Annotated in this window: 21 protein-coding genes; 12 read left to right on the top strand and 9 right to left on the bottom strand. The window is 65.6% G+C overall.

Going from position 1 to position 23,111, the window contains the following annotated elements; all coding sequences use genetic code 11:
- Nucleotide 1: 1 nt before the first annotated feature.
- On the top strand, nucleotides 2–1,219 hold the full coding sequence (locus ACFOOQ_RS12410) for an ATP-binding protein (protein WP_379726806.1): 1,218 nt from the start codon (nucleotides 2–4) through the stop codon (nucleotides 1,217–1,219).
- Here the strand turns inward: ACFOOQ_RS12410 and ACFOOQ_RS12405 are convergent.
- Nucleotides 1,185–1,805, bottom strand: coding sequence for an alpha-ketoglutarate-dependent dioxygenase AlkB family protein (locus tag ACFOOQ_RS12405; RefSeq protein WP_379726803.1), 621 nt, complete (start codon nucleotides 1,803–1,805; stop codon nucleotides 1,185–1,187). The genes ACFOOQ_RS12410 and ACFOOQ_RS12405 overlap by 35 nt on opposite strands.
- A 273-nt stretch (nucleotides 1,806–2,078) precedes the next feature.
- Between ACFOOQ_RS12405 and dnaK the strand changes: the two genes are divergently transcribed.
- The 3 genes from dnaK to dapB all read left to right on the top strand — a co-directional run bounded on the left by dnaK (nucleotide 2,079) and on the right by dapB (nucleotide 6,172).
- A complete protein-coding gene (dnaK, locus tag ACFOOQ_RS12400; protein ID WP_379726800.1) occupies nucleotides 2,079–4,019 on the top strand; it encodes a molecular chaperone DnaK in 1,941 nt (646 codons plus the stop codon).
- Nucleotides 4,020–4,091: 72 nt separating this feature from the next.
- Entirely contained in the window at nucleotides 4,092–5,246 is a 1,155-nt protein-coding gene (gene dnaJ, locus ACFOOQ_RS12395; protein WP_379726797.1) for a molecular chaperone DnaJ, read from the top strand.
- Nucleotides 5,247–5,356: 110 nt separating this feature from the next.
- Nucleotides 5,357–6,172 (top strand): 4-hydroxy-tetrahydrodipicolinate reductase, encoded by an 816-nt coding sequence (gene dapB / locus ACFOOQ_RS12390; RefSeq protein WP_379726793.1) that lies wholly within the window; start codon nucleotides 5,357–5,359, stop codon nucleotides 6,170–6,172.
- 6 nt (nucleotides 6,173–6,178) lie between these two features.
- On the opposite strand, the gene ACFOOQ_RS12385 is transcribed toward dapB, so the two are convergent.
- A complete protein-coding gene (locus ACFOOQ_RS12385; protein ID WP_379726790.1) occupies nucleotides 6,179–6,700 on the bottom strand; it encodes a DUF2244 domain-containing protein in 522 nt (173 codons plus the stop codon).
- A 122-nt stretch (nucleotides 6,701–6,822) separates the two neighbouring features.
- On the opposite strand from ACFOOQ_RS12385, the gene ACFOOQ_RS12380 reads away from it, so the two are divergent.
- From ACFOOQ_RS12380 to ACFOOQ_RS12360, 5 genes are all read left to right on the top strand, one after another.
- The gene (locus tag ACFOOQ_RS12380; protein WP_379726787.1) at nucleotides 6,823–8,064 is read left to right on the top strand and encodes a threonine ammonia-lyase; all 1,242 of its coding nucleotides are present in this window, start codon (nucleotides 6,823–6,825) and stop codon (nucleotides 8,062–8,064) included.
- A 9-nt stretch (nucleotides 8,065–8,073) separates the two neighbouring features.
- Nucleotides 8,074–10,248, top strand: a complete 2,175-nt coding sequence (locus tag ACFOOQ_RS12375; protein WP_379726784.1) for a hypothetical protein — start codon at nucleotides 8,074–8,076, stop codon at nucleotides 10,246–10,248.
- Nucleotides 10,249–10,320: 72 nt separating this feature from the next.
- Complete coding sequence (locus ACFOOQ_RS12370) at nucleotides 10,321–11,082, top strand: glucose 1-dehydrogenase (protein WP_379726781.1); 762 nt, start codon at nucleotides 10,321–10,323, stop codon at nucleotides 11,080–11,082.
- A 13-nt stretch (nucleotides 11,083–11,095) separates the two neighbouring features.
- Nucleotides 11,096–11,908 (top strand): alpha/beta fold hydrolase, encoded by an 813-nt coding sequence (locus ACFOOQ_RS12365; protein ID WP_379726778.1) that lies wholly within the window; start codon nucleotides 11,096–11,098, stop codon nucleotides 11,906–11,908.
- A 48-nt stretch (nucleotides 11,909–11,956) separates the two neighbouring features.
- Nucleotides 11,957–12,736 (top strand): glutamine amidotransferase-related protein, encoded by a 780-nt coding sequence (locus tag ACFOOQ_RS12360; protein WP_379726775.1) that lies wholly within the window; start codon nucleotides 11,957–11,959, stop codon nucleotides 12,734–12,736.
- Here ACFOOQ_RS12360 and ACFOOQ_RS12355 read toward each other — a convergent pair.
- Nucleotides 12,668–14,359, bottom strand: coding sequence for an RsmB/NOP family class I SAM-dependent RNA methyltransferase (locus tag ACFOOQ_RS12355; protein ID WP_379726772.1), 1,692 nt, complete (start codon nucleotides 14,357–14,359; stop codon nucleotides 12,668–12,670). The genes ACFOOQ_RS12360 and ACFOOQ_RS12355 overlap by 69 nt on opposite strands.
- A gap of 125 nt (nucleotides 14,360–14,484) precedes the next feature.
- Between ACFOOQ_RS12355 and ACFOOQ_RS12350 the strand changes: the two genes are divergently transcribed.
- A complete protein-coding gene (locus tag ACFOOQ_RS12350; protein ID WP_379726769.1) occupies nucleotides 14,485–15,825 on the top strand; it encodes a hypothetical protein in 1,341 nt (446 codons plus the stop codon).
- Here the strand turns inward: ACFOOQ_RS12350 and ACFOOQ_RS12345 are convergent.
- The 3 genes from ACFOOQ_RS12345 to bufA2 form a co-directional block, all read right to left on the bottom strand.
- The gene (locus tag ACFOOQ_RS12345) at nucleotides 15,822–16,643 is read right to left on the bottom strand and encodes an HvfC/BufC family peptide modification chaperone (RefSeq protein WP_379726766.1); all 822 of its coding nucleotides are present in this window, start codon (nucleotides 16,641–16,643) and stop codon (nucleotides 15,822–15,824) included. The genes ACFOOQ_RS12350 and ACFOOQ_RS12345 overlap by 4 nt on opposite strands.
- Complete coding sequence (bufB, locus tag ACFOOQ_RS12340) at nucleotides 16,640–17,536, bottom strand: MNIO family bufferin maturase (RefSeq protein ID WP_379726763.1); 897 nt, start codon at nucleotides 17,534–17,536, stop codon at nucleotides 16,640–16,642. The genes ACFOOQ_RS12345 and bufB overlap by 4 nt, the downstream gene beginning before the upstream one ends.
- A 73-nt stretch (nucleotides 17,537–17,609) precedes the next feature.
- Nucleotides 17,610–17,858, bottom strand: a complete 249-nt coding sequence (gene bufA2 / locus ACFOOQ_RS12335) for a BufA2 family periplasmic bufferin-type metallophore (protein WP_379726761.1) — start codon at nucleotides 17,856–17,858, stop codon at nucleotides 17,610–17,612.
- A 133-nt stretch (nucleotides 17,859–17,991) separates the two neighbouring features.
- Here bufA2 and ACFOOQ_RS12330 point away from each other — a divergent pair, with 133 nt between their 5' ends.
- Nucleotides 17,992–18,774, top strand: coding sequence for a creatininase family protein (locus ACFOOQ_RS12330; protein ID WP_379726758.1), 783 nt, complete (start codon nucleotides 17,992–17,994; stop codon nucleotides 18,772–18,774).
- A gap of 3 nt (nucleotides 18,775–18,777) precedes the next feature.
- On the opposite strand, the gene ACFOOQ_RS12325 is transcribed toward ACFOOQ_RS12330, so the two are convergent.
- Both ACFOOQ_RS12325 and hutI read right to left on the bottom strand, forming a co-directional pair.
- Entirely contained in the window at nucleotides 18,778–19,122 is a 345-nt protein-coding gene (locus ACFOOQ_RS12325) for a hypothetical protein (RefSeq protein ID WP_379726755.1), read from the bottom strand.
- 107 nt (nucleotides 19,123–19,229) lie between these two features.
- Nucleotides 19,230–20,480 carry an imidazolonepropionase gene (gene hutI, locus ACFOOQ_RS12320; protein ID WP_379726752.1) on the bottom strand — a complete coding sequence of 417 codons (1,251 nt, stop codon included), beginning with the start codon at nucleotides 20,478–20,480 and terminating at the stop codon, nucleotides 19,230–19,232.
- A 62-nt stretch (nucleotides 20,481–20,542) separates the two neighbouring features.
- Here hutI and ACFOOQ_RS12315 point away from each other — a divergent pair, with 62 nt between their 5' ends.
- Nucleotides 20,543–21,925, top strand: coding sequence for a formimidoylglutamate deiminase (locus tag ACFOOQ_RS12315; protein ID WP_379726749.1), 1,383 nt, complete (start codon nucleotides 20,543–20,545; stop codon nucleotides 21,923–21,925).
- On the opposite strand, the gene argE is transcribed toward ACFOOQ_RS12315, so the two are convergent.
- Complete coding sequence (argE, locus tag ACFOOQ_RS12310) at nucleotides 21,902–23,098, bottom strand: acetylornithine deacetylase (protein ID WP_379726746.1); 1,197 nt, start codon at nucleotides 23,096–23,098, stop codon at nucleotides 21,902–21,904. The two genes, ACFOOQ_RS12315 and argE, sit on opposite strands and share 24 nt — an antisense overlap.
- Between the last annotated feature and the right edge of the window lie 13 nt (nucleotides 23,099–23,111).

Below are 23,111 nucleotides of genomic sequence, written 5' to 3'. Positions count from 1 at the left end.
CATGATCGGTTCTGAAATACTCGAGACCATCGGGACAGTGGCGGTGCCACTGCCTTCGGTGCCGCCAACCATGCGCTGCGAGGATGTCGACCGCCGCTTCCAGGCCGATCCCGACCTCGGCGCCATTGCCGTGGTCGGCCACGACGGCCGGCCGGTCGGCCTGATCAACCGCTATGACCTGATCACCCACCTGTCGCGCGATTTCGGCCGCGCCCTGTTTGCCCGCAAGCCGGTCGCCGAGTTGATGGACCGCAACCCGCTGATCGTCGAATCCTCGATCAGTGTCGACAAGCTGGAAAGCCTGATCGCCGACGAACACCAGGCCGCCCTGCTGCGCGGCTTCATCGTCACCCGCGCCGGCATATATTACGGCGTTGGCACCGCGCTGCTGCTGCTGCAACTCGGCATGGCGCGCAGCGAACGGCGCAACCGCGCGCTGGAACGCGCCCGCCAGGCCGCCGAAGAGGCGTCTTTGAGCAAGACCCGCTTCCTCGCCAACATGAGCCATGAGCTGCGCACGCCGCTGAATGCCATCATCGGGTTCGCCGAGGTGATCCGCAAGGAGATGCTGGGGCCGATCGGCAATGCCCGCTATACCGAATATGTCGACGACATTCTCTCCAGCGGCCAGCATCTGCTCAGCCTGATCAACAACATCCTCGACATGTCGAAGATCGAAAGCGGCTCCTGGCGCATCCAGCCGGAGGTGATCGATCCCGTCGAGGTGCTGGAGACCAGCCTGCGCATCTTCCGCGAACGCGCCATCGGTCGCGGCGTGCATCTCAACATGGCGGCCGATCCGGACCTCTTTGAAGGTTTCGTCGACCGCCAGGCCCTGCGCCAGATCCTGCTCAATCTGGTGTCCAATGCCATCAAGTTCACCGCCAATGGCGGCACGGTCGAGGTCGGGGCCGCCGGGCAGGCTGATGGCGGTTTCCGCATCTGGGTCAGCGATACCGGCATCGGCATCGCGCCGGAAAACATCCCGGTGGTGCTGGCGCCGTTCGGCCAGGTCGAGAATGACCTGACCCGCAAATACGAAGGCACCGGACTAGGCCTGCCGCTGGTCAAGTCGCTGGTCGAACTGCATGGCGGCAGTTTCGAGCTGGACAGCGCCCCCGGCCGCGGCACCACGGTCCGGGCCCATTTCCCGCCGCCACCGGCTGCCGGGACGGTGGTTGCCGCTATAGCCGAGTCACCCGCCGCAATGTCAGATTGATCCGGCCGCCACCGGGCAGCAGACGGCTGGAACCGCCCAGCACCCGGTCGATGCCGTGGAAAGCCAGCCGCGCCGCGCCGCCCAGCACCAGCACGCCGCCAGACGCCAGTTTCAGAGACCGGGTCGGCCCGCCACGCAGTGTGCCGCCGAGCCGGAACACCGCCTCGTCACCCAGCGAGATCGACACCACCGGGGCGGCCAGCTCCGCCTCGTCGCGATCCTGGTGCAGGCCCATTTTCGCCCCGTCGCGATAGAGGTTGATCAGGCAGCATTCCGGCTCGTCCGGCCAGCCCGCCACCTGCCGCCAGATGCCGAGCGCCGCCGCCGGGATCGCCGGCCAGGGCCGGCCGGTCTGCGGGTGGCGTTCAACATAACGGTAGCCGCCGTCCCGGTCGGAATACCAGCCGAGCCGCCCGGCATTGCTCATGGCGACGCTCATCGGTCGGCCGCTTTTCGGCATGGTGGCGTGATAGGCCGGCGCCTCGTCCAGCAGCGCCAGCACGGCCGCCGCCAGCGCCTGCTGCGCCGTGTGGTCGAGCAGGCCGGGATACTGGCGAAAGCCGTCAGGCGGGAAAGGATCGGCCATGCCTCACCATGTGGGGCATGGCCTTGCGCTGTCCAGAGCCGGAGGCCGGCGGCAAGCTGTTGGATTCGCTTGGCCCCGACAATCCCGGCCGGGCCGGGCCCGAGTCGCCGGAAAGCGGCGTTTCGGGGCATTTTCCGGGACATTTTTTCGCCACACCCGTTGCGGGACGGCCGGCGCCCACTTACATACCCCGCGACAGTATGAAACAGGGGTCCCGCGCGGTGCTTGGCCGACAAGGCCGCCCCGGACCGCCGCAAAAAGGAGTGAGACCACATGGCCAAAGTCATTGGCATCGACCTCGGTACCACCAATTCCTGTATCGCCATCATGGATGGCAAAACCCCCAAGGTGGTCGAGAACGCCGAGGGTGCCCGCACCACCCCGTCGATGGTCGCCTTCACCAAGGACGGCGAACGCCTCGTCGGCCAGCCGGCCAAGCGCCAGGCGGTCACCAACCCGGAGAACACGCTGTTCGCCGTGAAGCGCCTGATCGGCCGCGCCTATAGCGACGATGCGACCCGCCGCTTCACCGAGATGGTCCCCTACAAGGTGGCCAAGGGCGACAACGGCGATGCCTGGGTCGAGGTGCAGGACAAGAAATACAGCCCGAGCCAGGTTTCGGCCTTCATCCTGCAGAAGATGAAGGAAACCGCCGAGAGCTTCCTCGGCGAGACGGTCACCCAGGCGGTGATCACCGTGCCGGCCTACTTCAACGACGCCCAGCGCCAGGCGACCAAAGACGCCGGCCGCATCGCCGGCCTTGAAGTGCTGCGCATCATCAACGAGCCGACCGCGGCGGCGCTCGCCTACGGCCTCGACAAGACCAGCGACGGCAAGAAGATCGCCGTCTATGACCTTGGCGGCGGCACCTTCGACATCTCGATCCTCGAGATCGGCGACGGCGTCTTCGAGGTGCGTTCGACCAACGGCGACACCTTCCTCGGCGGCGAGGACTTCGACCTGCGCCTGGTCGATTATTTCGCCACCGAGTTCAAGAAGGAACAGGGCATCGACCTGCGCAGCGACCGGCTGGCGCTGCAGCGCCTGAAGGAAGCCGCCGAGAAGGCGAAGATCGAGCTGTCGTCCTCGACGCAGACCGAGATCAACCTGCCGTTCATCACCGCAGATGCCTCGGGTCCGAAGCATCTGGTGATGAAGCTGACCCGTGCCAAGCTGGAAGCCCTGGTCGATGACCTGATCCAGCGCACCGTCGAGCCCTGCAAGAAGGCGCTCAAGGATGCCAGCCTGTCGGCCGGCGACATCGACGAGGTGGTTCTGGTCGGCGGCATGACCCGCATGCCCAAGGTCATCGAGGTGGTGAAGAACCTGTTCGGCCGCGAGCCGCACAAGGGCGTCAACCCCGATGAGGTCGTGGCCATCGGTGCCGCCATCCAGGCCGGCGTGCTGCAGGGCGACGTCAAGGACGTGCTGCTGCTCGACGTCACTCCGCTGAGCCTCGGCATCGAGACGCTGGGCGGCGTGTTCACCAAGCTGATCGAGCGCAACACCACGATCCCGACCAAGAAGAGCCAGGTCTTCTCCACCGCCGAGGACAACCAGGGCGCAGTGACGATCCGGGTCTTCCAGGGCGAACGCGAGATGGCCGCCGACAACAAGCTGCTCGGCCAGTTCGATCTGGTCGGCATCCCGCCGGCGCCGCGCGGCGTGCCGCAGGTCGAGGTCACCTTCGACATCGACGCCAACGGCATCGTGCATGTCTCGGCCAAGGACAAGGGCACCGGCAAGGAGCAGCAGATCCGCATCCAGGCTTCGGGTGGTCTGTCGGAAGACGACATCAAGAAGATGGTGCAGGAAGCCGAGGCGCATGCCACCGAGGACAAGAAGCGCCGTGAGTCGGCCGAGGTGAAAAACCAGGCCGAGGCCCTGATCCACGCCACCGAGAAGACCATCGCCGATCTCGGCGACAAGGCTCCGGCGGCGGACAAGACCGCGGTCGAAGCCGGCATCGCCGACCTGAAGACGGCGATCGAGGCCGGCGATACCGAGGCCATCAAGGCCAAGAGCCAGGCGCTCAGCCAGACGGCGATGAAGCTCGGCGAGGCGCTGTACAAGGCCCAGGGCGAGGCGGCGGGCGAACAGCCGGCCGGCGAGGCCGGCGGCGAGCAGGCCGCCGGTGCTCAGGGTGGCGCCAAGGATGACGGCATCGTCGATGCCGACTTCGAGGAAGTGAAAGACGACAAGAAGAAGTCGTAAGCCGACAACCCGACCAGCCGGGCGCCGCCATCCAGCGGCGCCCGGTTCTGCTTCGGACAGGAAGTCCCGCTGATGTCGACCAAACGCGACTATTACGAGATCCTCGGCGTGCAACGCGGCACCGGCGCGGAAGAGCTGAAAAAAGCTTACCGCAAGCTCGCCATGCAGTTTCACCCGGACCGCAATCCGGGCGACAAGGAAGCCGAAGCCCGGTTCAAGGAACTCAGCGAGGCCTATGACGTCCTGAAGGACGACCAGAAGCGCGCGGCCTACGACCAGTACGGCCATGCTGCCTTCGAGGGCGGCCGCGGTCCCGGTGGTCCGGGCGGCGCCGGTTTCGATTTCACATCGTTTTCCGACATCTTCGACGACCTGTTCGGCGAGTTCATGGGTGGGCGCGGCGGCCCCGGCGGGCGCGGCAACGCCAATCGCGGCTCGGACCTGCGTTACAATCTCGAAATCACGCTGGAAGACTGCTATCGCGGCAAGAATGCCAAGATCCGCGTGCCGACTTCGATCGCCTGCGAAGCCTGCGACGGCTCGGGCGCCGAGGCCGGCCAGCAGCCGATCGCCTGCCCGACCTGCAAGGGCCACGGCAAGGTGCGCGCCCAGCAGGGCTTTTTCACCATCGAGCGGACCTGCCCGACCTGCGGCGGTGCCGGCCGGGTGATCGAGAAACCGTGCAAGGCCTGCGGTGGCGCCGGCCGCGTGCATAACGAAAAGACGCTGGAAGTCGACATTCCGCCCGGCGTCGACGAGGGCAACCGCATCCGGCTGGCCGGCGAGGGCGAAGCCGGCATCCGCGGCGGCCAGGCCGGCGACCTCTATGTTTTCCTGAGCGTGCAGCCGCACCGGCTGTTTCGCCGCGACGGCCAGAATCTGCATTGCCGGGTGCCGGTATCGATGACCACGGCCGCACTCGGCGGCCAGATCGAGGTGCCGACGCTGGACGGCGGCAAGGCCCGCGTCACCATCCCCGGCGGCAGCCAGACCGGCAAGCAGTTCCGCCTGCGCGGCAAGGGCATGCCCTCGCTGCAGCAGTCCGGCTTCGGCTCCGGCCATGGCGATCTCTACATCCAGGTGATGGTCGAGACGCCGGTGAAGCTGAACAAGCGCCAGCGCGAACTGCTCGAGGAATTCGCCACCCTTGAAGATGAAGAATCGAGCCCGGAAAGCTCGGGCTTCTTCGCCAAGGTCAAGGAAATGCTGGCCGGCAAGGCCGAGTAAGGCCCCGCACCGGCTTCTTTCCATCCGCCCAGTCCGGGATGACGGTTTGCTGCGGCGCTGCTAGAGTGCTCGCCATTTTGCTCGTCATCTATCCGCCCGGAGATCCAATCATGTCCGCAACCCGCATCGGCATCCTCGGCATCGGCGGCCGCATGGGCTTCGCCATGGCGCGCGCCGTCGCCGCCACCGAAGGCGCCGCCCTCGGCGGTGGCACCGAGCGGCCTGGCTCGCCGCATCTGGGCCAGGACCCGGGCCTGCTGATCGGCAGCGGCGCCACCGGGCTGAAGGTCACCGACGATGCCGCCGCCCTGTTCGGCGCCGTCGATGCCGTGCTCGATTTCAGCGTGCCGGAAACGCTCGCCACCCATGCCACGCTGGCGGCGAACAGCGGCACCGCCTATGTGGTCGGCACCACCGGACTGGAGCATGAGCATTTCGAGGCGCTGCATGCGGCGGCCAAAAGCTGTGCCATCGTGCAGAGCTTCAACATGAGCCTCGGCGTCAACATCCTGGCCGGCCTGACCCGCCAGGTGGCAGCGGCGCTCGGCGAGGACTGGGACATCGAGATCGTCGAGATGCATCACCGCATGAAGGTCGATGCCCCGTCCGGCACCGCCATCCTGCTGGGCGAACAGGCGGCGAAGGGGCGCGGCGTGAAGCTCGACGCTGTCGCCGACCGCGGCCGCGACGGCATCACCGGTGCGCGCAAGGCCGGCCATATCGGTTTTGCGTCGCTGCGCGGCGGCAATGTCGCCGGCGAGCATACGGTAGTCTTTGCCGCCGACAACGAACGCATCGAGCTCAGCCACAAGGCCACCGACCGCAGCATCTTCGCCCGCGGCGCGGTGCGCGCGGCACTGTGGGCCCATGGCAAGGCGCCGGGGCTTTACGACATGAACGACGTGCTGGGGCTGGCGAAAGGCTAGCGCTGATCAGACCCGGTCGAGCGGGCGCAGACCGGCATCCGTCGGCTGGCGCCAGCGCCACAGGGCGTCGCGCAACGCATCGGCGAGCCTGCGGCGTTCCTGCGGGCTGAGGAAATCGCCGACCGACAGCACGCGGCCATGGCTCCACAGCCGCAGGCGGGAGGCATCATCCTCCATGTCGCATTCAATCCGCAGCCAGTAGGGCTGCAACCGCCAGACACGCTCGCGGCCCTTCATGTCGATCCGCCGCACGGTCAGCGCCTCGCCGTCGAGACTGAGATACTCGCGGGCCCGGGCCTGGCGGTAATTGTAGCGGAAGGCGAGGAAGACGGCCGCCACGTCGAGGCCGCAGAAGCCGAACACCGGCCAGGCGCCCTTGGCCCAGAACAGCGCGCCGGCGGCAAAATTCACCCCGGCCACCACCGCCATCAGGATGGCAAAGCCGCGCGGCCCCAGCGAGCGGTGCGGCTTCAGCTCGGCGACGAAGACCGGAGCCGGCTGGGCGGCGGGGTTCGGTGTGGACTCCATAGGATCAAGACTAGCGCCCGCCCCCGCCCCGGCCAAGCCCGGCAGTTGACTCGCAGCCCCCCACGCCGTACCGCTTGGGCAGCCCGTTTTTCCGAAGATCGTATCTTTTCAGGGAGTTGCCCATGTCCAGCCAGGCTGCCGCCGCCAGCCGCCCGGCCATCACGCTGGCCGATGTGCGCACCGCCGCCGAGCGCATTCGCGGCGCCGTGGCCGAGACCCCCTGCCTGCAGTCCTACACCCTGTCGAAGCTGACCGGCGCCAGGGTCTGGCTGAAATTCGAGAATCACCAGTTCACCGCGAGCTTCAAGGAGCGCGGTGCACTCAACAAGCTGCTGCAGCTGACCGAGGCCGAACGGGCCCGCGGCGTCATCGCCATGTCGGCCGGCAACCACGCCCAGGGCGTCGCCTATCACGCCAGCCGGCTCGGCATCCCCGCCACCATCGTGATGCCGACGATCACGCCGTTTGTGAAGATCCGCCATGTCCGCGCGCTCGGCGCCAGGGTGGTGCTGGAAGGCGAGACGCTGGTGGAAGCCGCCACCAAGGCCCATGCGCTCGCCGCCGAGCATGGCTATGTCTTCGTGCACCCCTATGACGACGACGCCATCATGGCTGGCCAGGGCACCCTGGCGCTGGAAATGCTGGAACAGGCGCCGGCACTGGATGACCTGATCGTGCCGGTCGGCGGTGGCGGGCTGATCGCCGGCATGGCCACCGCGGCCAAGGCGCTGAAACCCTCCCTGCGCATCTACGGCGTCGAGAGCGAGCTGTACACGGCGATGTACCAGGAGATGCACGGCCTGCCGGTCAGCGTCGGCGGCGTGTCGATCGCCGAGGGCATTTCGGTGCGCGACGTCGGCCGCAGCACCATCGAGGTGGCGCGGCGCCTGGTGGACGACGTGCTGATCGCCCGCGAGGCGGATATCGAACGCGCCATCGTCGCCCTGGTCGAGATCGAGAAGACGGTCTGCGAGGGCGCCGGCGCCGCCGGCCTCGCCGCCCTGATGGCCGACCCGCAGCGTTTCGCCGGCCGCAATGTCGGCATCGTCCTCTCGGGTGGCAATATCGACACCCGCCTGCTCGCCTCCGTGCTGATGCGCGGCCTGGTGCGCGACGGTCGGCTGGCCCGGATCATCGTGATGACCGACGACGCGCCGGGCCGGCTGGCCAAGGCGTCGGGCGTGATCGGCGCCGCCGGCGTCAACATCGTCGAGGTCGCCCACCAGCGGCTGTTCACACTGGCCTCGGCCAAGTCGACCGAGATCGAGTTCGTCGTCGAGGCTCGCGACCGCGACCATCTCGACGAACTGCTGGCCGCCCTGGCCGCCGCCGGCCTGGCCGCCAAGCTGGAAGAACCGGATTGAGAGAACACCATGGCACTACAACCCACATCAGCCGCAGAGAAGGAACTGATCGATACGGGTTCTGTTTCATCAATTACGACCGAATGGTCCCCAATCTCCGCCGCCCACAACTGGCCCAAAGAACGGACGATTCGCGGAGATTTTCTCACCAGCTACATCAAGAACAAAAACAAAGAGCACTCTTCTTTAGATATCTCAAACGCGCTTATTGATGGCCCGCTTTATCTTGACCATCTTACTTTTGAGGGGACGCTACGTTTTAGTGGCTGCGAGTTCAGCAACGCATTGTTCCTTGATAGTGCCGCATTAGGAAACTTTCTTGTTTCAGAATGTCGATTTAATTCTGAGATCTACGGGATAGGGCTTTCCGTAGAAAAAGATACGCACCTCATAAATTCTGTATTCTTAAAACCTACAACACTTATGGGGTGTCACATAAAAGGGACTCTCGCACTCAGCGGAAGTAGATTCCACTCAACAAGTGAAGACAATGCGATTTCTTTAGAATCAGCCACAATAGGACAAGGAGTTCGATGCCGGGATAATTTTTATATCCTTGGCTGTATAGATTTTTTTAGCGCCACTATTCTTGGAAGCGTTGAATTCATAGAAGGACACATTGCGGGAAAAAACGCGAAAATAAGATTCGATGAATCAACAATTCACGGATCACTTAGATTCACAAGGATTCGATTAGAAGGCCCTCTTTCTATAAATTCGGCGCACGTACGTCGCCACCTTCAAGTGGCGAAGTGCCGCCTAATTAAACATAGAGCACGTCTTGAACTGCACTCAACCATAGTTGATGGCCCAGTAATAGTGGACGATTCCAGGATTTCTTCTGGAATTATGCTTATCGCTCTTCAGACAAAATCGTTTGTAGAAATCCGAAGAAGTTTGATTGGGAATCTTGATGAAGACACATCCATAATTGGAAGCGGCGCAAGCATAGGCTTGGGCCTGTATGTGCGAAATGGGTCGAGATTCACAAAATGCTTTAAGATGCCTCTGGTCAAAATTGGCAATAGCGCTGTAATACGAAAATCAAAATTCTACGGCCATCCAGAGTCTATTGGCTTTAACCAATCCAGCATCAGTGGCGGCATAGAAATTGGCCCCAACGTTCTGGCTCTAGGACTAATTAATCTTGAGAACGCTACAGTCGGATTTGATGCCAGATTTATTCAATCATGCGTGAATTTGGAAAAACAAAAAAATAGAGAAATTCAAAAGACCGCCCTGAACATCAGCCACTCCAAGATCGCGCAAGCGCTGATATTCGATACAGGCTGGCGGTGTGATGGTGCCATACGCCTCAACAACACAGCAGTAGGGGGCGACTTTTCAATCGCCAGTTCAACCCCAGAAAAAAATAGTATAAATTCGATAATAGCTCACGGCCTTTCGGTAGGCGGGGCTATTTTAATGCATAAAAATCTCGCCATTGGCCATCTAGATTTAAGAGATGCAAGCTGCCGAACGCTCATAGACTCTGAGCATTGCTGGCCTCCTCAAGGCCAAATGAAACTAGATCGCTTTATCTATTCCAATATTGGTGGATATGCACCTACAGATGTTTCGACACGTTTAAAATGGCTCCTGAGACAGTCCAGCGATCACCTTGCGAAAAACTTCCGGCCACAGCCATTTGAACAATTGGCGCATGTCCTGAAGCGCATGGGTCATGAAGTTGATTCTAGGACAATTCTTATCGAGAAGCAGAGGAGGCTTAGATTAAGCGGTAGGCTCGGAGGAGTCTTAGCAAAGTTCCGACATGCAGTTTTGGATATGCTTGTCGGATACGGTTATCGTCCCACAAAGGCATTAATGTGGGGCAGCATCGTTATTCTTTTTGGGTGGGTTGTGTTTCATATTGGCCATTCAAATGGCTACATAGGACCAACCAAGGCACGAATGTTTCTTTCTAAAGCAGTAAGCCAATACGACCCAGCAGATACCCTACCGAGCCTATATCCTAGTTTTAACGGCCTAATCTACTCGATCGATTCATTTTTGCCCGTGCTCGACCTCCAGCAGGAAGCCTATTGGGTACCGAGGCACATCAATCACAAGGGACAAGTCGACTATTCTTACAGAATATATTACTGGGTTCACACGCTGCTTGGTTGGCTTATTACAACGCTCGCAATTGCTGGTTTTACCGGCCTCATTAAACGCGATTGACGCGGCGTCATATTTGCGCCCCGGCCGGCGACCCGGCTATCCTGCGGCAAAGACAGCAGGAGGAAACACACGATGGGTCGCGCATCCAACAAGGTCGCCCTGATCACCGGCGGCGCTTCGGGACTGGGAAAAGCCACCGCCATCCTGATGGCCAAGGAAGGCGCGAAAGTCGCCATCGCCGACCGCAACCTCGATGGTGCCCGCGCGGTCGCCGACGAGATCGGCAAGGACGCCATCGCCATCAATCTCGACGTGACCAGCGAGCAGCAGTGGATCGCCGCGCTCGACGTAGTCGATGCCGCTTTCGGCAAGCTGAACGTGATGGTGCATTCGGCCGGCGTCGGCGTGCTGAAGAATGTCGAAGACATCACCGTCGAGGAATGGCATTTCGTGCACAACGTGAACCTGCACGGCCCCTTCCTCGGTATCAAGCATGGCCTGTCGCGCATGCGCGCCCATGCGCCGGGCTCGATCGTCATCATCTCGTCGGTCTCAGGCATCATCGCCGGCCACAACATGTCGGCCTACAACACGTCGAAGGCCGCCGCCCGCATGCTGGCCAAGACCACGGCGCTGCATTGCGCCAAGCGCAAATACGACATCCGCTGCAACTCGGTGCACCCGACCTTCATCGACACGCCGATGGTGCAGGAGATGATCTATGCCGGCGGCGATCCGGACGACCGCCGCGCCAAGCTGGCCGCCCAGGTGCCACTCGGCCGGCTCGGCGAACCCAACGACGTGGCGAATTGCATCCTCTATCTTGCATCCGATGAATCGAAATTCGTCACCGGCGCGGAATTCGTGATCGACGGCGGCATCACGGCGCAGTAAGACTGCGGCCACCATGCCGCACATCGAGATCAACGGAACCACCCTGTATTATGAAGACACCGGCCCCGGTGCGACCGGCGAGACGGTGATCTTCAGCCACGGCCTGCTGTGGGACGCCAGCATGTTCGCGGCGCAGACCGCGCATCTGCAGGGCCGCTATCGCGTCATCGCCTATGACCATCGCGGCCAGGGCCGCAGCGCCGATGACGCAGCCACCAGTATCTCGATGGAAACCGTCTATGCCGATGCGGTGGCGCTGATCGAGGCGCTCAAGCTTGGCGCGGTGCATTTCGCCGGCCTGTCGATGGGCGGCTTTGTCGCCATGCGGCTCGGCGCGCGGCGGCCGGATCTGGCCCGTTCGCTGATCCTGATGGAGACCTCGGCCGATCCGGAACCGCCGGAAAACGTGCCGAAATACCGCAAGCTGAACTTTATCGCCCGCTGGCTCGGCCTTGGCCTGGTTGCCGGAAAGGTGATGCCGATCATGTTCAGCCGCGACTTCATGGGCGATCCTGCCCGGGCTGAGGAGCGGCGCCACTGGCAGCAGAAGCTCACCCGCAACCGCCGCAGCATCTGGCGCGCGGTGAACGGCGTGATCGACCGCCAGGGCGTCCATGACGAACTGCCACGCATTGCCTGCCCGGTGCTGGTGATGGCCGGCGAGCAGGATACCGCCACGGTGCCGGCCAAGGCCGAACGGATTCACGCGGCGATCCCGCAATCCCGTCTGGTCAGGATCGCCAAAGCCGGGCATAGTTCCTCGGTAGAACAGCCGGCGGCGGTGAATACCGCGCTGGATGCATTTCTCGGGAGCCTGCCGGCGTAATGCAGGTTCCCCAGTCTGCTATACTGATCAGGAGCCGCTGAACCGGATATGTACCAGGGACCGCTGCAGGAGACCGGGATTCCCCAGCCCGCCATCCTCATCATCGTCCACCAGGAAAGTTCCGACCCCGGCCGCATCGGCGAACAGCTGCGGGCGCGCGGCTACCATCTCGACATCCGCCGTCCCTGCCTCGGCCAGGAACTGCCCGACACGCTGGACCACCATGCCGGCTGCGTGATCTTCGGCGGCCCGATGAGTGCCAACGACGACCACCTGCCCTTCATCCGCCAGGAAATCGACTTCATCCCGAAGGTGCTGAAAAGCGGCACGCCGTTCCTTGGCGTCTGCCTCGGCGCCCAGCTGCTGGCGCGCGCCGGCGGCGCCACGGTCGGCCCGCATGCCGAGGGCTGGCACGAGATCGGCTATTACCCGGTGAAGCCGACGGCGCAGGGCCGCGACCTGATCCCAGATCCGCTGCATATCTTCCAGTGGCATGGCGAAGGCTTTGCGCTGCCGCGCGGTACGGTGCGACTGGCGTCGACCGGCTGGTATCCCAACCAGGCGATGCGCGTCGGCCGCAATGCCTATGGCCTGCAGTTCCATCCGGAAGTCACCGGCGCGATGATGCAGCGCTGGAGCACCATGGCGGGCCACCGGCTCGCCCTGCCCGGCGCCCAGGCCCGCGACCGCATGCGCGACGCCTATGCCCGGCACGATGCCGGCATCGCCGCCTGGCTGCACGGCTTCCTTGGCAGATGGCTAGGCGCTACGGACCAGAATGGCGGCGAAGAAGCCGTCGGTGCCGTGGCGGCCGGGCGACAGGCTTAAGTAAGGCCCCGGCACCGGGCAGGCGCCGCCAACCGCACGCGGCCAGACGTCAGAGACCGACAGGACCGAGAATTCCGGATGGCGCTGCAGGAAGGCGGCCACCTGATCTTCGTTTTCCTCGCGCAATACCGAACAGGTTACATAGACCAGCCGGCCGCCGGTCTTCACCAGCTTGGCCGCGCGCTCGAGGATTTCCGCCTGGCGCGGCACCAGCTCGGCCAGATCCTGCGGCGTCAGGCGCCATTTGGCGTCGGGCTTGCGCCGCCAGGTGCCGGTACCGGTGCAGGGTGCATCGACCAGCACACGGTCGGCCTGGCCGGCATGGCGCTTCAGCCATTTCGCATCGATCTCGCGGCATTCGGCGTTATGGGCGCCGGCACGGCGCAGCCGCAGCTTGGCCTGGGTCAGGCGCCCGGTGCTGACATCCATCGCCACCAGCCGGCCGCCGTTCTTCATCGCCGCCGCCAGCACGAGCGTCTTGCCGCCGGCACCGGCGCAGAAGTCGGCGACGAACTTGCAGCCGGCCGCCTCGACCAGTTGCGCGGCCAGCTGCGAGCCCTCGTCCTGTGGCTCGACCAGGCCCTGGCCGTAAGCCTTGGTGTTGTTGACATAGGCCAGCGGCGACAGCCGCAGCCCGAGCGGCGAAAACGGCGTCGGCTGGCTGCGCAGTTCCTCGGCGGCCAAGGCCGCGGCGGCGGCATCGCGCGTGGTCTTCAGCGGATTGATGCGCACGTCGAGCGGCGCCGGCCGCAGCATGGCGGCGAGTTCCATCTCCAGGTCGGCGCCGAAGCGCGCCTCGAGATACGGCAGGATCCAGTCCGGCACGCTGAACCGCGCGGCTGTTGGCATATGCGGATGTTCCAGCGTATGGCCTTCCAGCCGCTGCAGCAGGTCGATGGCGACCTTCTCGTCGGCATCGAAGAAGGCCAGCAGGCCTTTCGCCTTGGCGCCGCCGCTCAGGATGCGCAGCGCAGCCACGCGCAGACGGTTGTCGGGGGCAAGGCCGCTCGGGTATTCGGCGCTGCCGGCCAGCCACCAGTCGAGCCGGCCCTGCATGCGCAGCACATCTTCGCTGATCTGCATCAGCGCGGTGCGCTCGGCCGGCTCGAACCGGCGGTGATGCTCGCGCATCCAGGCATGGCGGATGCGGTCGGCCGGTTCGCCGGATTCCGCGATGGCATCGAGCAGGGTCATGGCGGCCTCGACAACCTTGCGGCTGCTGCCCGGACGCAGCGGCGTCCGCCGCTCTTCCTTTGCCGCGGGCGGCTTGCCAGCGAATTTTCCGCCCGGTTTGCCATAAGGCTTTCCGTGTGGCTTGCCCGACCGGCTGTCGCCGCGCCGCTCGTCACTGCGCCGATCATCACGCCGGTCATCCCTGCCGCGGTCGCGGCCTTCCTGCGGGTGCGACCGCGGGCCGTCGGTACGGCCGGCCGGATGAGCGGACGGACGAGCGGACGGGCGGGCAGACGGGCGGCGCTCGTCACGGTCCGGGCCATGGCCCGATGCCCGGGCCGGCGCGCGGGCCGGCGCACTGGCGGACGGCGCGGCACGGCCGCCAGCCGGCTTGCGGGGACCGGATTTCGGGCGGCGGGGCGGCTTGTCGTCGGTCGGGCGGCGGGGCACGGCAGAACTCGGGTTCGGGCTGTGGAAAAGCTGCCCACTCATAGGCTGGGCAGCCCCCGGCCGCAAGGCCGCGGATCACACCAGTGTGACGCCGCAACGCGCCGAAGCCTGCGTAGACTGCGGCCATGCGCTCCTTTTCATTGTCGGCCCTGGCCGCCCTCGCCCTGCCGGCCCTGTTCTCCGCCGCCCCCGCCGCCGCCCAGCCGGCCCGGAGCTGCCACTACGATATCCGCCTGCATGATCCCGCGGCCCTGATCCTCGATGTGACCGCCCGCTGCGACGACACCGGTCCGGTGGCGTTCGACCGTCCCGGCGAGGCCGGCATGGCGGCAGCGCTGGAGCGCTTCGAGCCCGGCGCTGACGGGCGCAGTGTGCAGTATCGTTTCCGGCTCGGTGATCTCGCCGCCAGCCCGGAAGTGGCACAGCGGATCGGCCCGGCGGTGATCTCGCCGCTGTCGGTCTGGCTGAGCCCGCCCGACCTGCCTGGCAGCACAGCGGTCACGCTGTCGGTCACAGCCGGAGACGGCCTCGATATCGCCACGGGCCTGCCGCAGCGCGACGGCCTGCTGCGGATGACCGCGGCCGACCTGCCCTATGGCGGTTTTGCCGTCTTCGGCCGCTTTACACGCCGCCTGCTGCCGGCCGGCGGCGATGCAAAGATCGAGCTGGTCGGCTTTCCCGGCCGGCTGCAGCTCGACGATGCCACCATCGATACCTGGGTGACCGACAGCGCCAAGGCCGTGTCTCAGTATTACGGGCATTTCCCGTTGCGCCACACGCTGATCCTCGCCACCCCGGTGCGCGGCCGCGCCGGCATCCAGTTCGGCCAGGTGCGCGGCGGTGGCGGCGGCACCATGCTGCTGCAGATCGGCGAGCAGGCCACCCGCGCACAGCTCTATGACGGCTGGATCCTGGTGCACGAGATGATCCATCTCGGCGCGCCTTTCGTGACCGGACGGTCCTTCTGGCTGATGGAAGGCATGGCCACCTATGGTGAGCCGGTGATCCGGGCGCGGGCCGGCTGGTACCCGGTGCCGCAGATGTGGCACGAATTCGCCAGCCAGATGCCGCGCGGTGTCGATGCGCTGACCATCCAGAGCCTCGATGCGGTCACCCGTCGCGGCATCTACTGGGGCGGTGCCATCTTCATGCTGCTGGCCGACATCGACATCCGCGAGCGCAGCCATAGCAGGGCCTCGCTGGAAACCTGTTTCCGCGCCGTGCTGAATGACGGGGGCAACACCACGGTGCGCTGGCCGCGCGCCGAATTCCTGCGGGTCTGCGATGCGGCAACCGGTACCGGCACCATGGCGCGGCTGGCCGCGCGCTATGTGACGCAGGCGGCGCCGCTCGATCTGAATGCGCTGTGGCGGGATCTCGGGGTGAAGCTGACCGCCGATGGTGTGCAGTTCGACGATGCTGCGCCGAAGGCGGCCCTGCGCCGGGCGATCACGGCCGGCAGCTAGACGGCCTCGCCCTCGTCAGGCAGGCGCAGGCCGCTGATCCAGCCTGACTCAAGCCAGACCCGCAGCAACCCGGCGGCACGACCAGCTGCCGCAGCCTCGCCGACATGCCCGGCGAGCAAGGCGCACAACGCACCGAAGCCTTCGCCGGTCTGCACGGCCTGCAGTGCCTCGGCCTCATCGACGTCCAGGCGGCGGAAGCGCACGCCACTGTCGCTGCGCCAGACCGCCCAGCATGTATCGCCGGCCGCCAGTCGCAGCGGCGCCGGCGGATTGGCCGCTGCCTCGTCGAGATCCTGCACCGCCAGCCACCAGTCCGGCACGGCAAAATCGAGCCGCAGCAGCTGCAGACCCGGATGCAGCACGAAGCCGAGTTCACCCCAAGCCTCGGGCGGTACCTGCGCCAGATCGGCGGCGGCAATGGCCGGCGTATCGGCCGCATCGAAGGCAAGTCCGACATGCCATTCGAACTGCGCCATGTCGGCGATGGCTCCGTCATGCTGCCACGGCGAGCGGCCGGCCGCGACGACCGGCAGATGCGCGCCATACCAGCGGATGTTCGGCAGCAGCGAGCGATGGGACTCGATGCAGGTATAGGCCAGCGCCGCAAATCCCTCGCGGCCCATCAGCCGCAGCAGCACCGGATAGTCGCTGCGCAATGTCTCGTGCAACCGCTCGCGATAGGCATGGCGGTAGACATGCATGCGCCGCCCGGCATCGACGGCGGCCGGGACCCGCACCAGCGGCCGCACCGGCGCGTCGCCGGTGTCCTGCAGCAGGTAGCCGGAAAAGCCAGCCTGCAGGCTCGCCAGCGCCGTCATGCCGCCGCCTGCCGCAACGCCATGGCCGCCACCTGCCGCACGCGGTCAAGTTCCGCGAGCAGCTCGCCGAAGGGCGGGAAGTTGTCATCGCGCTCGATCATGGTCGAAACCGGACCGAAGCGGCGAATCGCCCGGCCGTACAGCGCAAAAACCGGATCGACGATCGGCGCATCATGGGTGTCGATGATCAGGTCGCCTTCGTTGCTGTGGCCGGCCAGATGGATCTGCGCCACCCGGCTGGCCGGAATCCCGGCCAGAAACACATCGGCATCGGAGCCGTGATTATGGGCACTGACATAGACGTTGTTGACGTCGAGCAGCAGCAGGCAGTCGGCCTCTTCGGCCAGCGCCGAGAGGAACTCCCATTCCGTCATCGTCGAGCTCTGCCACTCGACATAGGACGAGACGTTTTCCAGCAGGAAGCGCCGGCCGAGGGTATCCTGCACCTGGCGCACGCGAGCTGCCACGTGGCGCAGGGTTTCCTCATTGAAGGGCAGTGGCAGCAGGTCGTGCAACTGCACGCCGTTATGGCGCGACCAGCACAGATGATCGGAGATCCACTGCGGCTTTACCCGGTCGGCCAGATTTTTCACCTGGGCCAGGTAATCACGGTCGAGCGTATCGCTGCCGCCGATCGACAGCGATACGCCATGCAGCACCACCGGCCAGCGCTCGGCGATGCGGTCGAGTTGTCGCAGCGGCGGACCGCCGGCGACGAGGTAATTCTCGGTGATCGCCTCGAACCAGTCGACTGGCGGATCGCCGTCCAGAATGTCGGGATAATACTGCGGCCGCAGGCCGAGGCCGAAGCCGAGCTGCGGCAGGCCGTGACCTGCCGTCCTGGCAGAAATTTCAGGACGCTTCTGCTGCATGGTCAGGCTGCCGGTCGTCATCACGAGTGCTGTATATCACAGGCGCCATGCGGCCGGCATGGCATAACGCCATGCCGGCCGGACACGACTGCGATCAGCCGACCTTGCCGCCGGCCGCCTTGCAGGCCGCCGCGTCGGGCAGTTCGCTGAAGCCCTGGCCCTTGCAGGCATTCAGGCCCTTGCACGAGCTGGTGCCGATCTTGCAGGCACTCTGGCCCTTGCAGGCATTGGCGCCGACGCACTTCACGGCGGCATCCGCCGGGGCCGAGACCAGCGCGATGGTGCCGGTGGCGAACAGCGCGGCAGCAGCGGCAGCAATGGCCAGGTTGGTCTTGCGAGTCATAGGATTTCTCCCTGTTGGGTTGGGGCGTTGCACTTCACTCTTGCCGTTGGATGTCCCCTCCGGCTGGAAAGGATGCTAGATTGGTTTCGCGCAAATCAGGGACTCACAGCCGCGTGACCAGGAACACAAGACCGTGACCGCATCTGACCGCCCCCGCACCGGCCGGCGCCTCGCCGACCTCACATGGATGGAAGCCGCCGACCTGCTCGGCGATGATCTTCCCGTTCTGCTGCCTGTCGGCGCAGCGGCGAAGGCGCATGGACCGCATCTTCCTCTGGGCACGGACCGCATGGTGGTCGAAGCAGTTGCCGAACGGCTGCTGGCGATGCTGCCGGTGCTGGTGGCGCCGACGGTGGGCATTGGCTTCTATCCGGCCTTTGTCGATTATCCCGGCAGCCAGCATGTCGAAGCCGACACCTTCCAGGCCCTGATGATCGATCTGGTCGAAGGCTATCTGCGCCATGGCGCCGAGCGCATCGTGGTGCTGAACAACGGCGTCTCCACCGAGGCACCGCTGCGGCTCGCTGCCCATACGATCCTGCAGCGACACGGCGTGCGTATCGTCATCGCCGACCTGCCACGATTGGGAACTGCCTGCGACGGATTGTGGACCGCGCAGGCCGGCGGTCATGCCGATGAGCGCGAGACCTCGCTGCTGCTCGCCATTGCGCCCGGCCTGGTGCGGCTCGACCGGCTGGCCGATACCGTGCAGCCGGAGGCAGAGGATGACGTGACGCTGGCACACCTGCGTCGGCCCGTCCGGCTGACGCCGGAAGAACGGCCGGGCGGCAGCCTCAACCGCAGCGGCGCCACCGGCGACGCGACCGCGGCAACCGCGGAGAAAGGCGAGAAGCTGCTGGCGGCCATCGTCGCCGACATCGCCGGCGACCTGCAGACGCTGTGGCCGAATTTGTGAACTTCAGACGATGCGAAGGTTGCGTGGATTGGTGCGCAACTTGAGATCGTTGACGGCAACCTCGAGCACATTGATGGCGCGCTTGGTGTCGTCAAGCTGCTGGCGCAGTTCGGCGATCTGGCCCTTGATCTCATTCAGCTCGGTATAGGTGAGCTGCGAGGCGCGCTCATTGTCGGCGAAGAACTTGTTGTAGCTGGTGAACTGCTTCTCGATGCCGCCCATGCGCACTTCGAGGCTCATGCGCATCTGGCTGATGCGCTGCTCGAAATTGCCGAGATGCAGAAGCAGCCAGGCCCCCAGCCAGAGGAGGAGGATGGCGCCGCCCAGGACATACAGCCAGTCGTTCATTCGACACCTGTGTCAATCGCGCGAATCGAGTGTTCCTCAGGGGACAGGATACCGTGACGCGGGATTGCGGCGCAATCGCGGCCTTGACCGTGGTTAACGGCGCGGATTTACCGGGATGCCGGCAGCGGGCGGCCACCGAAGACCACCTGACGCAGCGGATTGAGGCCGACCTGATAGGCCAGCGAAGCCGGCCGGTCGATGTCCCACACCACAAAATCCGCGGTTTTCCCGGCTTCCAGCGTCCCGCAGTGCGCCCCGAGGCCAAGCGCCCGGGCGGCATTGCGGGTCACCCCGGCCAGCGCTTCCGCCGGGGTCAGGCGGAACAGCGTGCAGGCCATGCTGAGCATCAGCAGCAGCGAGGTGACCGGCGAGGTACCGGGGTTGCAGTCGGTGGAGATGGCGATCGGCACGCCGTGCCGGCGCAACAGGTCGATGGGCGGCAGTTTCGTTTCGCGCAGCACATAGAAGGCGCCGGGCAGCAGCACCGCCACCGTGCCGGCGGTGGCCATCGCCTGCACCCCCGCCTCGTCGAGATATTCGAGATGATCGGCCGACAGCGCTCCGAAACTGGCCGCCAGTGCGGCGCCACCGAGATTGCTGAGCTGTTCGGCATGCAGCTTGACCGGTAGGCCGTGGCGCTGCGCCGCCGCGAAGACGCGCTTCGTCTGTGCCGGGGTAAAACCGATGCCCTCGCAGAAGGCATCCACCGCATCGGCAAGGCCGGCCTCGGCCGCCGCCGGGATGATACGGTCACAGACGAGATCGATATAGCCGTCGGCATCGTCCTGGTATTCCGGCGGCAGTGCATGGGCGGCCAGCAGCGTCGTACGGATCCGCAAAGGATGGGTTTCGCCAAGCCGGCGGGCGACCCGCAGGGATTTCAGTTCGTTGTCGAGGTCGAGGCCATAGCCCGACTTGATCTCCAGCGTGGTGACGCCCTCGGCCAGCAGCGGCCGCAGGCGTTTTTCGCTCAGGCGCGCCAGCTCGGCCTCATCGGCCTGTCGGGTCGCCGCCACAGTGGAGCGGATGCCGCCGCCGGCCCGTGCGATCTCTTCGTAGCTGGCGCCGTTCAGCCGCAGCTCGAATTCATGGGCGCGGTCGCCGCCGTAGACCAGATGGGTGTGGCAGTCGATCAGGCCGGGTGTGATCCAGCCGCCGCCGAGATCATGCACGGCGGTATGGGGCCCGATACCGTCGGCCGGCAATGCTGCCGCGGGTCCGATCCAGTCGATCCGGCCGTCGCGGATGGTGATCGCCCCGTCGCGCAATGTGCCGAAGCCGTCGCCGGCTTCCGACGGGCCCGCCGCCATGGTGGCCATATCAGCGCCGCGCCAGACACTGTCCCAGCTTTCACTCATCTGTGGCTTCCGTTCCCGGCCTGCTTCTCTTAACTTATATATACAAGTTGGGAGACCCCGTCATGCCTCGCTTCCTGCTGCGCCATGCCCTGCTGCCCGACGGCTGGCACGACGACGTGCGGGTCGAGGTCGATGCCGCCGGCACCATCACGGCGGTGACGCCGGAGTCGGCGGCCACGCCCGATGCCGAACGGCTCGACGGCGTGGTGCTGCCCGGCCTGCCCAACCTGCACAGCCATGCCTTCCAGCGCGCCATGGCCGGCCTCGCCGAGCGGTCGGGACCCGGTGCTGACAGTTTCTGGACCTGGCGCGAGACCATGTACCGCTTCGCCGGCCGGCTGACCCCGGCGGATATCGAGGCGATCGCCGCGCAGCTCTATGCCGAGATGCTGCAGGCCGGCTATACGGCGGTGGCGGAATTCCATTACGTGCACCATCAGGCTGGCGGCACGCCCTATGACGACCCGGCCGAGCTGAGCTGGCGCGTGCTGGCTGCCGCCGAGGCCGCCGGCATCGGCCTGACCCATCTGCCGGTGCTCTATCGTTATGCCGGCTTCGGCAACCGCGAACCGCAGGAGCGCCAGCGCCGCTTCCTGCACGACAGCGAGGCCTATGGCCGCCTGCTGCAGCAACTGGCGCCGGCTTTCCGCGACCGGGCGGATCGCAGGCTCGGCATTGCCCCGCATTCCTTGCGCGCCGTCTCGCCGGTGATGCTGCGCGACGGGCTCGCCGCCCTGGATGCCATCGATCCGGCGGCGCCGGTGCATATCCATATCGCCGAGCAGACCGCCGAGGTCGACAACTGCCTCGCCGCTACCGGAAGCCGGCCGGTCGACTGGCTGCTCAGCACCATGCCAGTCGATGCGCGCTGGTGCCTGGTGCATGCCACACATCTGACCGACAGCGAATGTGCGGCGCTGGCGGCCTCCGGCGCGGTCGCCGGCCTCTGCCCCACCACCGAGGCCAACCTCGGCGACGGGCTGTTCCCGGCACAGGCCTTCCTCGCCGCCGGCGGGCGGATCGGCATCGGCTCGGACAGCCATATCAGCGTCGATGCCGCCGAAGAACTCCGCCTGCTGGAATACGGTCAGCGGCTGTTCCGCCGCAGCCGTAGCCTGCTGGCCGGCGGACCAGACCGCTCGACCGGCCGCGCCCTGTTCGATGCCGCCTGCCGCGGCGGCGCCCAGGCGCTCGGCCGGCCGCTCGGTGCCATTGCGGTCGGCCATCGCGCCGACTTCCTGCGGCTGGACGACGAGGCGCCGGTGCTGGCGGCAAAGCGCGGCGATGCGCTGCTGGATGCCTGGATCTTTGCCGGCCAGCCGACGACGCCGATCCGCGATGTCTGGGTCGGTGGCCGGAAGGTGGTCGAGAATGGCCGGCACATACGCTCGGGCGAATTCGCCGCGCGCTATCGCCAGAGCCTACGCCGCCTCGCCGAAGAGTGAACGGCTGGCCTCGTCGCGGCAGAAGCCGATCAGCCGGCGCAGGAATGCCTCGCCCGCCGCGACCTGGCTGACCTCGATATATTCGTCGGGCTTGTGCGCCTCGCGGATATTGCCGGGACCGCAGACCACCGCCGGCACGCCGCCGATCTGGAAGATGCCGGCTTCCGTGCCGTAGGACACCACCTGGGTGCGGTTCTGCCCGGCCAGCTTCAATGCCAGCGTCTCGGCCGGATTGTTCGCCATCGGCAGGAACGGCGGCACATGGGCCACCAGCCGCGTGTCGATGCCGGCCTCGGGATGGATGCGACGCATCTCCGGCACCAGCCGTTCGGCGGCGTATTTCTTCACGGCGGCGACAATCGCCTCGTCATGCTCGGGCTTCACGCTGCGCACATCCCATTCCAGCCGGCATTCGCGAGCGAGGATGTTGCGCGCGGTGCCGCCATGGATCTCGCCCACCGTGATCGTGGTATGCGGCGGCTCGAAATGCGGATCGCAATGTTCCGGCTGCTGGTATTCACGCTGCAGGCGGTTGATCTCGGCAATCAGCTCGCCGGCATACTGGTTGGCATTGACGCCCTGGTGGGTGGCGCTGGAATGCGCCTCCAGGCCATGCACCACCGTGGTGCAGGCGCAGACGCTCTTGTGCGCGTTGACCACCTGCATCTCGGTCGGCTCGCCGATGATTGCCAGCCGCGGCTTGACCGCGCTGCGCTGGATGAAATCGACAATGCCGTGCACGCCGAGGCAGCCGACTTCTTCGTCATAGGAAAAGGCGAAATGCAAGGGCACCGCCAGCGGCTGTTCCAGCATCTCTGGCAGCAAGGCCATGCACAGCGCGATGAAGGTTTTCATGTCCGAGGTGCCGCGGCCATAGAGCCGGCCGTCACGCTCGGTGATGCTGAACGGATCGCTGGTCCACGGCTGGCCGTCGACCGGCACCACGTCAGTATGGCCCGACAGCACGACGCCGCCGCGGTCCCTGGGGCCGACGGTGGCGTAGAGGTTGGCCTTCTTGCCGGTGGCGTCGAAAATCTTCTCGGACGCCACGCCATGCTGGGCAAGCCAGCCGGCGATGTCGTCGATCAGGGTGAGGTTGCTGTGCCGGCTGGTGGTGTCATAGCCGACAAGGCGGGCGATCCAGTCGCGGGAAGCCTGGGAGGGAGCAGTCATCCAGCCGGTTTAA

Origin of the sequence: Ferrovibrio xuzhouensis, from assembly GCF_042648965.1 — a bacterium.
GTDB classification, from domain to species: Bacteria; Pseudomonadota; Alphaproteobacteria; order Ferrovibrionales; family Ferrovibrionaceae; genus Ferrovibrio; species Ferrovibrio xuzhouensis.
Note: the sequence above shows the minus strand (reverse complement) of the source record. Positions and strands in the feature narration are given on the sequence as shown.

Coding starts and splice junctions, on each gene's coding strand:
- ACFOOQ_RS12410 (WP_379726806.1), top strand. CDS start 2: ATGATCGGTTCTGAAATACTCGAGACCATCGGGACAGTGGCGGTGCCA.
- ACFOOQ_RS12405 (WP_379726803.1), bottom strand. CDS start 1,805: ATGGCCGATCCTTTCCCGCCTGACGGCTTTCGCCAGTATCCCGGCCTG.
- dnaK (WP_379726800.1), top strand. CDS start 2,079: ATGGCCAAAGTCATTGGCATCGACCTCGGTACCACCAATTCCTGTATC.
- dnaJ (WP_379726797.1), top strand. CDS start 4,092: ATGTCGACCAAACGCGACTATTACGAGATCCTCGGCGTGCAACGCGGC.
- dapB (WP_379726793.1), top strand. CDS start 5,357: ATGTCCGCAACCCGCATCGGCATCCTCGGCATCGGCGGCCGCATGGGC.
- ACFOOQ_RS12385 (WP_379726790.1), bottom strand. CDS start 6,700: ATGGAGTCCACACCGAACCCCGCCGCCCAGCCGGCTCCGGTCTTCGTC.
- ACFOOQ_RS12380 (WP_379726787.1), top strand. CDS start 6,823: ATGTCCAGCCAGGCTGCCGCCGCCAGCCGCCCGGCCATCACGCTGGCC.
- ACFOOQ_RS12375 (WP_379726784.1), top strand. CDS start 8,074: ATGGCACTACAACCCACATCAGCCGCAGAGAAGGAACTGATCGATACG.
- ACFOOQ_RS12370 (WP_379726781.1), top strand. CDS start 10,321: ATGGGTCGCGCATCCAACAAGGTCGCCCTGATCACCGGCGGCGCTTCG.
- ACFOOQ_RS12365 (WP_379726778.1), top strand. CDS start 11,096: ATGCCGCACATCGAGATCAACGGAACCACCCTGTATTATGAAGACACC.
- ACFOOQ_RS12360 (WP_379726775.1), top strand. CDS start 11,957: ATGTACCAGGGACCGCTGCAGGAGACCGGGATTCCCCAGCCCGCCATC.
- ACFOOQ_RS12350 (WP_379726769.1), top strand. CDS start 14,485: ATGCGCTCCTTTTCATTGTCGGCCCTGGCCGCCCTCGCCCTGCCGGCC.
- ACFOOQ_RS12345 (WP_379726766.1), bottom strand. CDS start 16,643: ATGACGGCGCTGGCGAGCCTGCAGGCTGGCTTTTCCGGCTACCTGCTG.
- bufB (WP_379726763.1), bottom strand. CDS start 17,536: ATGACGACCGGCAGCCTGACCATGCAGCAGAAGCGTCCTGAAATTTCT.
- bufA2 (WP_379726761.1), bottom strand. CDS start 17,858: ATGACTCGCAAGACCAACCTGGCCATTGCTGCCGCTGCTGCCGCGCTG.
- ACFOOQ_RS12325 (WP_379726755.1), bottom strand. CDS start 19,122: ATGAACGACTGGCTGTATGTCCTGGGCGGCGCCATCCTCCTCCTCTGG.
- hutI (WP_379726752.1), bottom strand. CDS start 20,480: ATGAGTGAAAGCTGGGACAGTGTCTGGCGCGGCGCTGATATGGCCACC.
- ACFOOQ_RS12315 (WP_379726749.1), top strand. CDS start 20,543: ATGCCTCGCTTCCTGCTGCGCCATGCCCTGCTGCCCGACGGCTGGCAC.
- argE (WP_379726746.1), bottom strand. CDS start 23,098: ATGACTGCTCCCTCCCAGGCTTCCCGCGACTGGATCGCCCGCCTTGTC.